General features: G+C 63.8%; 12 protein-coding genes. 9 read left to right on the forward strand and 3 right to left on the reverse strand.

Annotation, left to right across the window (positions count from 1 at the left end; genetic code table 11):
- Positions 1-18 precede the first annotated feature (18 nt).
- The 9 genes from glpX (at position 19) to O9Z70_RS05900 (ending at position 10,292) form a co-directional block, all read left to right on the forward strand.
- A complete protein-coding gene (gene glpX / locus O9Z70_RS05860; RefSeq protein ID WP_286021539.1) occupies positions 19-1,008 on the forward strand; it encodes a class II fructose-bisphosphatase in 990 nt (329 codons plus the stop codon).
- 123 nt (positions 1,009-1,131) lie between these two features.
- The gene (gene recJ, locus O9Z70_RS05865) at positions 1,132-2,922 is read left to right on the forward strand and encodes a single-stranded-DNA-specific exonuclease RecJ (protein ID WP_286021540.1); all 1,791 of its coding nucleotides are present in this window, start codon (positions 1,132-1,134) and stop codon (positions 2,920-2,922) included.
- Between the two features lie 390 nt (positions 2,923-3,312).
- Entirely contained in the window at positions 3,313-4,548 is a 1,236-nt protein-coding gene (locus O9Z70_RS05870) for an SAM-dependent methyltransferase (protein ID WP_286021541.1), read from the forward strand.
- 157 nt (positions 4,549-4,705) lie between these two features.
- Entirely contained in the window at positions 4,706-5,656 is a 951-nt protein-coding gene (locus tag O9Z70_RS05875; RefSeq protein WP_286021542.1) for an ABC transporter substrate-binding protein, read from the forward strand.
- A gap of 71 nt (positions 5,657-5,727) precedes the next feature.
- Complete coding sequence (locus O9Z70_RS05880; protein WP_286021543.1) at positions 5,728-6,696, forward strand: FecCD family ABC transporter permease; 969 nt, start codon at positions 5,728-5,730, stop codon at positions 6,694-6,696.
- Entirely contained in the window at positions 6,693-7,745 is a 1,053-nt protein-coding gene (locus O9Z70_RS05885; protein ID WP_286021544.1) for a FecCD family ABC transporter permease, read from the forward strand. Before O9Z70_RS05880 ends, O9Z70_RS05885 begins: the two co-directional genes overlap by 4 nt.
- Before the next feature lie 18 nt (positions 7,746-7,763).
- Complete coding sequence (locus O9Z70_RS05890) at positions 7,764-8,576, forward strand: ABC transporter ATP-binding protein (protein ID WP_286021545.1); 813 nt, start codon at positions 7,764-7,766, stop codon at positions 8,574-8,576.
- A 430-nt stretch (positions 8,577-9,006) separates the two neighbouring features.
- The gene (locus O9Z70_RS05895; protein WP_286021546.1) at positions 9,007-9,201 is read left to right on the forward strand and encodes a hypothetical protein; all 195 of its coding nucleotides are present in this window, start codon (positions 9,007-9,009) and stop codon (positions 9,199-9,201) included.
- Positions 9,202-10,109: 908 nt separating this feature from the next.
- Entirely contained in the window at positions 10,110-10,292 is a 183-nt protein-coding gene (locus O9Z70_RS05900; protein WP_286021547.1) for a host attachment protein, read from the forward strand.
- A 100-nt stretch (positions 10,293-10,392) separates the two neighbouring features.
- On the opposite strand, the gene O9Z70_RS05905 is transcribed toward O9Z70_RS05900, so the two are convergent.
- Genes O9Z70_RS05905 through O9Z70_RS05915 form a run of 3 tightly spaced genes read right to left on the reverse strand, consistent with a single transcriptional unit; the run spans position 10,393 to position 13,280 of the window.
- Entirely contained in the window at positions 10,393-11,511 is a 1,119-nt protein-coding gene (locus O9Z70_RS05905; protein WP_286021548.1) for a nucleoside hydrolase, read from the reverse strand.
- Between the two features lie 9 nt (positions 11,512-11,520).
- Positions 11,521-12,384, reverse strand: coding sequence for an ABC transporter permease (locus tag O9Z70_RS05910; protein WP_286021549.1), 864 nt, complete (start codon positions 12,382-12,384; stop codon positions 11,521-11,523).
- Complete coding sequence (locus tag O9Z70_RS05915) at positions 12,384-13,280, reverse strand: ABC transporter permease (RefSeq protein ID WP_286021550.1); 897 nt, start codon at positions 13,278-13,280, stop codon at positions 12,384-12,386. The genes O9Z70_RS05910 and O9Z70_RS05915 overlap by 1 nt, the downstream gene beginning before the upstream one ends.
- Positions 13,281-13,310: the final 30 nt, after the last annotated feature.

Consider the following 13,310-nt stretch of genomic DNA (forward strand, 5'->3'; position numbering starts at 1 on the left):
TCTGCCGGCCTCGGGGGAATGATGAAGCTGAGCAAAGTCGAAGACAGCCGCGATTCGTCCAATCTGCACCGGACCCTGGCCCTCGAAATGGTCCGGGTCACCGAGCGCGCCGCCATCGCCGCCGCGCAATGGCGCGGCAAGGGCGATGAAAAGGCCGCCGACGACGCCGCCGTCGCCGCCATGAAGGCCGAACTCGACCGCGTCGCCATTTCCGGCCGCATCGTCATCGGGGAGGGCGAGCAGTTCGAATGCGCCGAGCTCTTTGTCGGCCAGAAGGTGGGCGGCGGGCAGGGGCCGGAAGTCGATATCGCCGTCGATCCGCTGGAAGGCGTTACCCTCTGCGCCAAGAATCAGCCCGATTCCATCGTCGTCCTGGCTATGGCCGAGCGCGGATTCCTGCTCAACGTCGCCCGCAATGTCTATATGCACAAGATTGCCATCGGCGCCGATTACGGCCCCGAAACGGTCCATATCGACTGGTCGGCGACCGAAAACGTGAAATCGCTCGCCAAGGCCAAGGGCGTGCCGGTTTCCGAAATCACCGCCATCGTCCTCGATCGCCCCCGCCATGCCGGGCTGCTCGAAGAGCTGCGCACCGCCGGCGTCTCGGTAAAACTGCTCAGCGATGGCGACATTGCCGGCGTCATCCATTCGGTCAATACCGAGGATACCGGCATCGACATCTATCTCGGTTCCGGCGGTGCCCCGGAAGGCGTGCTGGCCGCCGCCGCCCTGCGCTGCATCGGCGGCCAGATGCAGGGCAAGCTCATCCTCGACAGCCCGGAAAAGCGCCTCCGCGCCAAGGAAATGGGCATCGAGGACCCCAACCGCATCTACGATGTCACCGATCTCGCCGCCGGCGACGTGCTGTTTTCCGCCACCGGCATCACCGATGGCTCGCTGGTCGACGGCGTCAGGCTGCGCCGCAATACCGTCGAAACCAGCACCATCGTCATGCGCAGCTGGAGCCAGACCACCAGATGGATCAGGGCCCGCCACGCCAGATAAAGAAGCTTCCTCAGCCGCCCCCCCTCTTGTTCCTCTCCCCTTGGGGAGAAGGTGGATCGCGCGGAGCGCGAGACGGGTGAGGGGGGCCTTCCCAGGCCGGTCAAAATCTCCTAACCCTCACCCATGCCCGAAACCCCGCGTCTCTTCCTCGATATTGCCCAATCGGTCACCGGCCGCGCCTGGGTGGATCGCCTTGACGCCGCCGCATCGCGCAATGCCGCCGCCATCGGCCAGCGCGCCGGCATTCCGGACATCCTCGCCCGTATCATTGCCGGGCGCGGCGTCGGCATCGATGAGGCCGATACCTGGCTCGATCCCACTATTCGCGCCCTGATGCCCGATCCCTCCACGCTCGCCGCCATGGACGATCTGGCCGCCCGCCTCAGCCAGGCCATCACCGACAACGAATCCATCGCCCTTTTCGGCGATTATGACGTCGACGGCGCCTGTTCCTGCGCGCTGATGACCCGTTTTCTCCGCCATTTCGGCCTGGAGCCGCAGGTCCATATCCCCGACCGCATCTTCGAAGGCTACGGCCCCAATATCGCCGCCATGGACAAGCTGATCGATGCCGGCGCCAGCCTCATCGTCACCCTCGATTGCGGCACCACCAGCGATGGCCCCATCGCCCATGCCCGCCAGCGCGGCGTCGACGTGCTGGTCATCGACCATCACCTTTCCGACCACGACCTGCCGCCGGCCACCGCCCTGGTGAATCCCAATCGGCCCGACGATATTTCCGGCCTCTCCTATCTCTGCGCCGCCGGTGTTACCTTCATGGTGCTGGTCGCGGTCAACCGCCTTCTGCGCCAGCGCGGCGATACAGGCCTGCCGGACCTGCTGCAATTGCTCGATCTGGTCGCCCTCGCCACCATTTGCGATGTGGTGCCGCTGGTCGGCCTCAACCGCGCCTTCGTCCTGCGCGGCCTCGAAATTGCCCGTCGCGGCGACAAGCCCGGCCTTGCCGCCCTAGGCCTGGCCGCCCGCATCAACGGTCCGCTCAATCCCTATCATCTCGGCTTTCTCATCGGCCCGCGCATCAATGCCGGCGGCCGCATCGGCGACGCGGCCCTCGGTACGCGCCTCCTCGCCCTGGACGACGAGCATCAGGCCATGATCATCGCCGCCCAGCTCGATGAGCTGAATACCGAGCGGCAACGCATCGAAGTCGAGGCGGTGGAAGAAGCCTGCGCCACCGCCGAAGCCGAAATCGGGGCAGGGGAGGGGCCGCCGGTTCTGGTCCTCGCCTCCGCCAATTGGCATCCCGGTGTGGTCGGCCTGGTCGCGGCCCGCCTGCGCGAGCGTTTCGAGCGCCCCAGCTTCGCCATTGCGCTGCATCCCGATGGCGCCGGCACCGGCTCGGGCCGCTCCATGCCCGGGGTCGATCTCGGTTCTGCCGTCATCCAGGCAGTGGAAGCCGGCCTGATTGCCAAGGGCGGGGGCCACGCCATGGCGGCCGGAATCTCCCTGCGCCCCGGAGAAATCGGCCCCTTGCGCGCCTTTCTCGCCGACAGGCTCGGCTCCAGCGTCAAATCCGCTCGCGCCGCCTCCGCCCTCAAGGTCGATGCCGCTCTGACGGCGCGCGGCGCCACGCTCGACCTGCTGCACCGCATCGAAAAAGCCGGACCCTTCGGCTCCGGCAATCCTTCGCCGCTCTTCGTGTTTCCCGCCCACCGCGCCCGCTATCCGCAAATCGTCGGCAAGGGCGGCCATATCAGCTTCAGCCTCGCCTCCGACGATGGCGCCCGGCTCAAGGCCATCGCCTTCCGCGCCGCCGGCACGCCGCTTGGCGACACGCTGCTGCGCGATGCCGACCAGCCGCTGCACTTCGCCGGCTCGCTTTCGCTCGACCATTACCAGGGCCGCGAACAGGTCCAGTTCCGCCTGACCGACATCGCCCGCCCGGCCCGGTAAAGCGGGTATTTCGCGGCGATGGCACCGTGGTCAAACGCCGCGATGGCGCCTCCCTCCCGGCTCTTCACCTTCCCTCTCGGCTCGTCGCCCTCGCGCTTGACGCGAGGGCTCTCGCGGCAAACCCCACAAGCACACAACCCTCGGGTCAAGCGCTAGAGAGACGAGAGGTGACGTATTCGGGATCTGCTCCAAGCCGGAAAACATTGTTCCCTCAACCCACCCAGCTCATATGAACTGCCGCTTGCATCTGAGAATGTGGCCGCTAAACTATTGGTACGGCGTCATTGGGAGGGGTGCCTCGCCCGGCCCGCAATGCCCCTGACGCTGTAGATTTGGCGACAGCATGAGGCCCGTCGCCGCGTTAACGCGATAATTGGACCAGGCGGCGCAATGACCAAAACTGCCGTAGACCATACTGAATCCGGCGTTTCCCTATGGACGCATTTTACCTCATGGCTTGTCGAGGCCATCGGCATGCGGCTGATTGGCCGGCCGGCCCATGGCTCGCTGACGGTTGTTTTTCCGAACGGCCGCACCCGCACGGTGGGCCATGGCAATAGCGGCGAGCACGCCACGTTGCGCCTCAACAATTTCCAGGTCATCGCCGAGGCCATGAAGCGCGGCACGGTGGGATTTTCCGCCGCCTATATGAATGGCGATATCGACGTCGACGATCTGACGGCGCTGTTCCGGTTTTTCCTGCAGAACCAGGACATGTTCGACAATGCCAATAAGGGCTTCTTCCACAAGGCGGCGTCGGACCTGCATTTCCACGTCTCGCGCCGCAACACTCTGGAAGGCTCGAAGAAGAACATTGCCGAGCATTACGATCTCGGAAACGACTTCTATGGGCAATGGCTCGATCCTTCGATGACCTATTCCTCGGCCGTATTCACCTCAGGCGACCAGAGCCTGGAGGAAGCGCAATTGGCCAAATATCGGCGCGTCGCCGATATGGCCGGCGTCACCGAAGGCTCGTCGGTGCTGGAAATCGGCTGTGGCTGGGGCGGTTTCGCCGAGACCGTCGCCCGCGATTACAAGGCCAAGCTGCGCGGCATCACCCTGTCCGCCGAACAGCTCAAATTCGGGCTTGAACGTCTCAAGCGCCAGGGCCTCGATCGATATGCCACTCTCGTCTTCGAGGATTATCGGCACACCGAAGGCCAGTTCGATCATATCGGCTCCATCGAGATGATCGAGGCGGTGGGCGAGGACAATTGGCCCAGCTATTTCCAGACCCTCCATGACAGGTTGAAGCCCGGCGGCACCGCCGCCATTCAGGCCATCACCATTCAGGAAGACGATTTCGAGCACTATCGCTCCGGCCCCGATTTCATCCAGCGCTACATCTTTCCGGGCGGCATGCTGCTCACCAAGAAGGTGATGCGGGAATTTGGCGAGCGCTATGGTCTCGCGCTCGAAAAGGTCGAAACCTTCGGCCTGTCCTATGCCCGTACCCTGCGGCTGTGGCGCGAACGCTTCCTCGAGCGCTGGCCGATGATCGCCCCGCTGGGCTATGACGAGCATTTCAAGCGCAAATGGGTATATTACCTCTCCTATTGCGAGGCCGGCTTCACCGAAGGCACCATCGATGTCGGCATCTATCAATATCGCCGGCCGGCATAGCATTCCGCCCCTCCCATGAGGGAGCAGGGGGCGAGGGGGGGCGACGGATTCGACTTGCCATCCGCCGTCCCGGCCGCGCCCCATATTCTATAACATGACTTGACCGCTCATCTTACGGGGTTTAGGGAACGGCCACCCGAACCGGATGGTAAAAGCCATGTTCCGCATCTGCGCCCTCACCCTCTCCCTTCTCGCTGCCACGGCCCTGCCGGCTTTTGCTGAAAGCTGGAGCTTTACCGGCGCCGACGGCCAGACCGTGACCCTGGACGCGATGCCCGCGCGCATCGTCGCCCACCAGGACGCCGCTGCCGGCCTGATCCCCCTTGGCATCCGTCCCGTCGGCATCTTCGCCGATAGCGCCGTGGCCGACGCCAAGGCCCTTGAAGGCCTCGACCTCACCGGTATCGAGATTGTCGGCCAGACCTGGTCGGAGGTCGACATCGAAAAGGTCGCCGCCCTCCAGCCCGATCTGATCGTCGGCGAGTGGTGGGACCGCAACGAAGCCTGGTCTGGCGGCCAGGATCTGACGGCCCTTCTGACCCGGATCGCTCCCATTACCGGCATTGCCGCCACCGATTCCATCGTCGGCATGATCGAGGATTACGAAGTGCTGGCCGAGCGCCTCGGCGCCGATCTCACCCAGGCCGACATCGCCGCCGACCGGGCGAATTTCGACGCCGCCCGCGACGCCTTCAAGGCGGCCGTCGCCGCCAAGCCGGGTCTGACCGTCCTGGCCGTCTATGCCGGCTCCGACGCGCTCTATGTGGCCGATCCGGCCGGCGCCGCCGAATTGCTCGATCTCCAGTCCTGGGGCCTCGATCTGGTGTCGCCCGAAGGCGTCGACGCCACCGGCAATAATTATTTCGAGACCGTCTCTTGGGAAAATGCCGATAAATACCCGGCGGACCTGATCCTGGTCGACAATCGCTCCGCCTCCACCTTGCAGGCCGCTCTCGCCCAGCCCACCTGGACGCTCAATCCCGCCGCCGCCGCCGGCCAGGTCGCCGATTGGCCGGCCTTCTGGATTCGCAACAGCCATGCCTTCGCCAAGGCTCTCGAAGAGCTGACCGCGGCGATCGACGCTGCCGATCCCGACGTCGCGCCCTGATCGCGCCGGCAATGGCGGCTCCGGTTTCCCATCGCGCGCACAAGGCAGCCCGGCTCTCGCTCGGACTGCTCATGCTCGCCTTCGGCCTGGGCGCCATTGCCGCCCTCTCGCTCGCCATTGGCGCGCGCCCCATTCCCTATGACCTGGTCTGGCAGGCGCTCACCGCCTTCGATGCCGGCATCACCGAGCACCGCATCATCTGGGACCTGCGCCTGCCGCGTACGCTGGTGGGTCTGCTGGTCGGCAGCGCCCTTGGCCTGGCCGGCGCCGTCTTGCAGGGCGCTACTCGCAATCCGCTCGCCGATCCCTCCATTCTCGGCATCAATGCCGGCGCGGCCCTGGCCGTGGTGCTCGGCGTCGCCTTTTTCGGCATGACCCAGCTCTCCGCCTATGTCTGGCTGGCCTTTGTCGGCTCCGGCGCCGCCATGCTGGTGGTCTATTCGGTCGCCGCGCTCGGCCGCGAAGGCGCCACCCCCGTCAAGCTCGCCTTGGCCGGCGCCGCCATCACCGCCGTGCTGCAATCGATCATCAATGCCATCCTGCTCACCAGCCCGCGCACTCTCGATGAAGTGCGTTTCTGGCAGGTCGGCTCGCTTGCCGGCCGCTCCATCGATATCCTCCTTCAGGTCGCGCCCTTTCTCGGGCTGGGCATCGTTCTCGCCTTGGCCACCGCCCGCCTGCTGGATGGTCTGTCCATGGGCGACGACGTGGCCAGGGCCCTGGGCCAGCGCATCGGCCTGTCGCGCGGCCTGGCCGGCCTCGCCGCCGTCATCCTCGCCGGCGCCGGCACTGCCGCTGCCGGGCCCATCGCCTTTATCGGCCTCACCGTGCCCCATGTCGCCCGCGCCGTGACCGGCCCCTCCTATCGCTGGATCCTGCCCTATTCCATGCTGATGGCTCCGATCCTGCTGCTCGGCGCCGATGTGATCGGCCGCGTCGTTTCCCCGCCCGGCGAAGTCCAGGTCGGCATCGTCACCGCCTTTATCGGCGCGCCTTTCTTCATCGCGCTGGTCCGGCGCCGCAAGCTGGCCGCGCTATGACCCTCGCCCTGGATACCGGCCGCATTGTCGCCACCCGCGCCCGCGCGGCCAGCCGCCGGCGCACCGTCTCCGTCGGCCTGCTTGCGGCGCTGCTCGTCGCTTTCGCGCTGGCGCTGAACCTTGGCGATTATCCGGTGCCAGTGGACGGGGTGATCCGCTCGCTCCTGTCGCCCTTTACCGGGCTGACCGATCGCGGCGTCGATTTCATCGTCCTGCAAGTGCGGCTGCCGCGCGCCATTCTCGCCGTCCTGTCCGGCGCTGCCTTTGCCTGGGCCGGAATCATTTTCCAAACACTTTTGCGTAACCCCTTGGCCAGCCCCGATATTATCGGCATCGCCCATGGCGCCAGCGCCGCGGCGGTGTTCTGCATCATCATCCTGGGCTGGACCGGTCTGGCCGTGTCCCTCGGCGCCTTTGGCGGCGCGGTGCTCACCGCTCTGGCCATTTACCTGCTCGCCTGGCGCAACGGCGTCACCGCCTATCGTGTCGTGCTGATCGGTATCGGCATGGCCGCCATGCTTGCTGCGGTGATTTCCTATCTCTTCACCCGCGCCCGCCTCAACGATGTGCAACAGGCCATGGGCTGGCTCGTCGGCAGCCTCAACGCGGCGCGTCCGGGCGACATTCTGGTTCTCGGCCTGGCCTTGGCCGTTTTGGTGCCGTTGATGGTGACGCTGCTGCGCAGCCTCGATGCCATGGAATTGGGCGATGACACCGCCCGCTCGCTCGGCGCCCGGGTCGAATTCACCCGCCTCGGCCTGATGCTGGTCGCCGTGGGCTTTGCCGCCTTCGCCACCTCGGTCGTCGGCCCGGTCGGTTTCGTCGCCTTCGTCTCCGGCCCCCTGGCGCGCGCGCTGCTCAAGGGGGCAGGGCGGGGCTTTCCACAAGCCGCCCTGGTCGGGTCGCTGGTCATGCTGGTATCGGACCTCGTCGCCCAGCACCTGCTGCCCGCCACCCAATTGCCGGTCGGCGTCGTCACCGGTGCCTGCGGCGCGCTGTTCCTGCTATGGCTGTTGATGGCCTCGGGCCGGTCCGGCCGCGTCAACTGATCGGAGCGCATTGAACCCATGTCCGCCAGTCACCAATTGCTCGCTGCCGGCCTCGATCTCGGATACGGCGAACGCCGGATCGTCTCGGCGCTCGATCTCACCTTGCCCGCCGGCAAGCTCACCGTCATTGTCGGCGCCAATGCCTGCGGCAAGTCCACCCTGTTGCGCGGCCTGGCGCGGCTGCTAACCCCGACGCGCGGCGCCGTCTATCTCGACGGCAAGCCCATCCACCAGATGCCGACCCGCGAAGTCGCCGCCATTCTCGGCGTGCTGCCGCAAAGCCCCATCGCCCCCGACGCCATCACCGTCACCGATCTGGTCGGCCGCGGCCGCTATCCGCATCAGGGCTGGTTCCGCCGCTGGACCCCACAGGACGACGAAGCCGTCGCCCAGGCGCTAATGGCCACCGACACGCTCGAACTGGCCGAGCGCCCGGTGGACGAATTGTCCGGCGGCCAGCGCCAGCGCGTCTGGATCGCCATGGCCCTGGCGCAGGAAACCGATCTGCTGCTGCTCGACGAGCCCACCACCTTCCTCGACATCAACCATCAGGTCGAAGTGCTGGATCTGCTGACCGACCTGGTGAGAAACAGCGGCCGCACCGTGGTCGTGGTGCTGCACGACCTCAATCTCGCCTGCCGCTACGCCGATCACATCGTCGCCATGAAAGCCGGCGAGATCGTCGCCGAAGGCCGCCCGGTGGACGTCGTCACCGAACGCGTGGTCAAGGACGTCTTCGGCATGACCTCAAGGATCATGGTCGATCCGGTCTCCAATACCCCCATGATCGTCCCCATCGGCCGGCACCACATAGAAAAAACCGACGCCTAAACCCGCCCCTCAGCACCCCCTTGAGGGGCAGTGCCTATATCGGGCACTTCGAGAGTCTGCCTCAGGACGTGAGCCCCTTCGCCCCCTCCCCCTTGAGGGGAAGGCCGGGGTGGGGGTGCTGCGGTTTCTGCACATCCGGCGGCCTCGCCCGTCAGCCAGCTTTCCCCACAAGGTCATTCCCGCGACCGCAGGAAACTCCGTTTCCTTTCTTTTCCGGCGGGGAGCCATAGCAAGCCGCCCCCTCTCGTCACCCGCGCGCCCAAAATCCCCCCGCGTCTAAAAAACACCCCCTCGTCACCCTCGCGCTTGACGCGAGGGCTCTGTGACGATCCAAGAAAAAAGACCCCACCCATCCTCCATAGGAGCGCCAGCCGATTTTCCCGGAACCTCCGGAATTCTTTCGCGTTTCCACAGGCATAGGGAGGCTGCAATGAATCTCATCTGGACCGGACTGACTCTCGCCCAAAGACAGGCACTCGCCATTCTCTGCCAGGACGGCCCTTGCTCGCTTCCTGCCGATCTGGGCGAACAATTGCTCAATCTCGGCCTGGTCGAACGCGCCACCAACCAGATTTATTGCGTCAGCGCCCTCGGCGCCACCATCCCGCCGACGACCCTGCATTGACCATGCCCGCCCGCCCGGACACGGAGCAGCGGCGCAATGTATTGAATACAGGGAAAGTTGAATGGTACGCCCAAGGGGAATCGAACCCTGTTCCCGCCGTGAGAGGGCTGAAAAATGGCTTGATGTCTTCATTGGCATTCACAAGAAAATTAGTTATATATCAATAGATGAAAGGAAATTTGTGCTACGCCGTGCGCCGTTGTGCAGGGCTGTATATTTTACTGATATTTGACTGTTTGGAGTCTGAGGTGGCCAAAACCCTCACTGAACTGCGATCACCACCCCGGCTGCACGGGGCAGATTGGTTGAGGGAACACTGGCGCCAAATCGATGCCGGGGTCCATCTCACGCTGGCGTCATGGCGCTGGATATCGTCAAGCTGAAATCGGACCGGCGGACGACGTTATGAAAGAAGGGAAGCTAAGTTTTGCACGCGCCGAAAAGCTGGCACGGGATCATGTCGAGGAGGTCAGGAAAACTGAATCCGCGACCGACGCTGACCCGCAGATCACGATGCGTTCGTCGGTCACATCATATGTAGCGATGCGAGACCTGCAGGACAGTCGGCTGGCCTGACCAATGTGATTTTTGTTCTCTTTTTTGTTCATGCCTATATCGCAGCCTTGGCGTACCTCGCGCCAAGGAGTCGAATATGCGCATCAGTCGAATTGTCATGGCCTCCGGCGGCATGCCTGTGCCAGTGGAGCGCGCTCCATTTTGACCGTACAGACGGCATAGCCGGCAAGGCATAGGCATGCGCCTAAGAGTACGACGCGACAGCTTGGCGAGGAGAGGCCCGCCAGGGTCTACGAAAGTCACAGCACCGCGCGCAGCGGGGCAGGGGAGAAAGATCTTCATTCCCCGGAGGAGGCGAGCTTTCTTCAGGACATAGCGGTTTTGCTGGAAAAATGGCCGAGAACCACGGCAGCCGCCATGTCATTATCGTGGCGCCACCGCGGGCGCTGGGCGTGCTGAGGCCGCTCCTGGGCACGTCGACGCGCAACGTGTTAAAGGCTGAACTGACCAGTGATCTGGTGCGACACAAGGTGTCGGAGATAGAACGCCACCTTGCCGCCCTCACTCCGGGCTAGGTCATTTCAGTGTTAAGTCGAAACACCGAAAAGACCCAAGTGGATGTTTAGTCGCGTTTCCGCGCCACAAAAGCCGGTACCCGCTTTTCCCTGACAGGTTCTAAGCCTGCTTGCTGTCCTGGCTTGCCAGGCAGGCGTAGAAATCTTCAAAAATTGCGTCGCGGTTCAGATCATAGGCTTCAATCATGGGATGGCGCGTGGCATCCTGCCGCCAGTACAGCCCCTCATCCAGCCGGGGCGAGGTGGTGGCGAAGGTGGACACATAAGTGGGGTCCAGCAGCCAGGCGACGTTGATCATGTCCCAGATCACCCAGGTCTTGGATTCGGCGCCGGTGATGGCGAACATCTCATGCAGCGGATTGTGGGTGTAAAGGTGATGCAGATAGTCACCGATGGCGCCTTGGCCTTTCACAAAGGCCTCCATTTCCGGCAGCGACAGCTTGAGTTGCGCGCCGACGTGATAGCCGGGCAGGTAGATGTGCGGCACCCCGCAATCAAACAGCAGCCGGGAAGCCAGCTTGTCCTGAACCAGATTGAGCGATGGCAGATTGGAGAAGGGGGCATAGCTGGGGAAGCCCGCCGTCCAGACCACGACCAGATTGTCGATGATATCAGGCGCCAGCAGCAGCGCCGAGGCGAGATTGGTCAGCGCACCCATGGCCAGCACATAGACCGGCCCTTCGTCCCGACGCCGGGCGCGGTCGATGATGAAGCGCGCTGCCGGCGTATCGAGCGGCGTATCGAGCGACTCCAGATAGCCGGCCGAACCCCGGAATACCTTGCCTTCCGGATTCACCCCGCATTTCTCAAAGACACGCAGGATTTCCTGATAGGACAGCTCGACTCCTTCCGCGGGCAGGGTGAACAGGGTTTTAGCCGGGTCGCGGCCGGTATCGACCATGCGCTGCGCCCAGCCGGCCAGCCCACCCATGAAGTTTTTTTCTTCGGGATTGGCTGGGCCGCCCTGCTTGAGAATTTGGACCGACCGGATCAGGCCGTCGCGGTGATGCGCAAACGAAAACGGCACCGCCGTGACGCCCTCAAGGCGCATGCGCTCCGGCGACAGCAACGCCCAGGCCAGCGCATATTGGTCATCAATCTCATTGGCGGTATCGGTATCGATAATGACCCGCGCGCCGTGCCCCGGATGGGCCAGGCGGCTCTGGTAGAGTTCGGCGGAGAGCTGGGGGAAGCGAGCAAGCGTGGCGTGATCTGACATGAAAAACTCCTAATTGCCGAAGCCCTTGCCAAACGCTTCTTCCTTGATGAAGCGCTCGGAGATGATGAGCAGAATGATCCCGGGCAGCGTGACCACCAGCGTGATACCGGCTGCAGAAGCGTCCAGCGTGCCGCCCGAAATCTTGGAAAAGAGCAGGGTCGGCAGGGTGATGATCTTGCCCTGGCCCAAAAAGAAGGTGAGCAGGAATATGTTGGTGGAGACCAGAAAGGTGAACAATGCGCCCGCCACCACACCCGGCAGCAGCATGGGGAGCGTTACCAGGCGCAGCACCTGCCACCGGCTGGCGCCCAAGATCATGGCCTGTTCTTCAAAATCCTTGCCCAGCCCCTGATAGACCGCCGTCAGCATGCGGATCATGTAGGGGATGGTCGGGATGAGGTGGGCGATGATGACGCCCGTATAGCTCCCGGCAATGCCCAGGCGGATGAAGATCATCAGCAGGGCGATGCCGATGGCCGCCTCGGGCACGATGAGCGGCAGCGACAGGAAAAACTCAAATCCCGACTTGCCGCGAAACTTCTGCCGCGCCAGCACGCGGGCGGCGGGCAAACAGATGGCGAGGCAGATGACGGTGACGATGGAGCCGATCAGCACTGTATTGAGGGTTGCCTCCCAGATGCGGCTATAGGGCGAAAGCACATAGTCCCAGGCCAGGGGCAAGGGCGATTTGGCGCGCTGCTCCATCCACCAGGTGCCGGGCAGCAGATCCGGCCACGCCCAGCGAAAGGCCAGGCTCTGGATGATCAGCGGCAGAAACGGCCCGATGATGAAGCCGGCGATCAGCAGCAGATAGGCTATCTGGAAAGGCGAAAGCCGAGTGCTCGCTGCAGTGTTGGAAGCCTTGGATGCCATCAGTTCCTCCCGATCCGACGTTCGAAGCGCCGATAAATGGCGAGGTAGCAAAACAGGATCACGCCAGCGACCAGCCCGATGGAGACCACCGTGGCCATGCCCTGAAGCTGCAGGGTGTAGTCGGCATCGTTGAAAAAGCGCCAGGCGACGACCGGCAGCGTATCGGGGAAGCCGCCGCCCAGGATGAAGGGGGCTTCGAAGGCACCGACATTGAAGGCAAAGCAGATAAGCGTCGATGACACCACGCCGGGCATGATCTGCGGCAAGGTCACCTTAAACAGGATCTGCCAGCGATTGGCACCCAAGATGGCGGCGGCCTCTTCTGTCTCCCGGCCCACGCCGAGCATCACCGCATAGATCGACAAGGTGATGAAGGGGATCTGCTTCCAGACATAAACTGCGATGATGCCCCACCCGGCATGGGTCTTGAGGATTTGCGGAAACTGGGAAGGATCGCTGATAAGGCCGAAAAATGCGGCCAGGCGCGAAATCATCCCGCCATTGCCCAGCATGATCACCGCCAAGGCGATGCCGACCGTATAAGGGATCATCAGCGGCAGCTTGTAGATGTATTTATAGAGCTGCTTGCCGGGAAATGTGCGCACCAGCGCCAGAGCTAGGGCAATGCCCATGACCAGGGCGATCAACGTCGAAACCGTGGCATAGTATAGCGTCAGCCACAGCGACGCCCAAAACGACGACGAGCCCCAAAGTGCGCCGAAATACTGGAAGTCCGGAAAGCTGTTGACGCCGAACCACGGCGCAAAGCCGAGCGACTGCACGACGGCCAGGACGAGTGCACCACCGAACAGCACGGTGAGAATGAGCAGCACCGGGGAGAGTTGTAGCCAAAGCCACAGCCTTTCCTTGAGTGCACTGTCGGAAGAGCGCGCCATATCAGACAATCCGGGACAATGTGGGAGGAG

The sequence above is a fragment of the Devosia sp. YIM 151766 genome (genome assembly GCF_030285925.1).
Classification (GTDB): domain Bacteria; phylum Pseudomonadota; class Alphaproteobacteria; order Rhizobiales; family Devosiaceae; genus Devosia.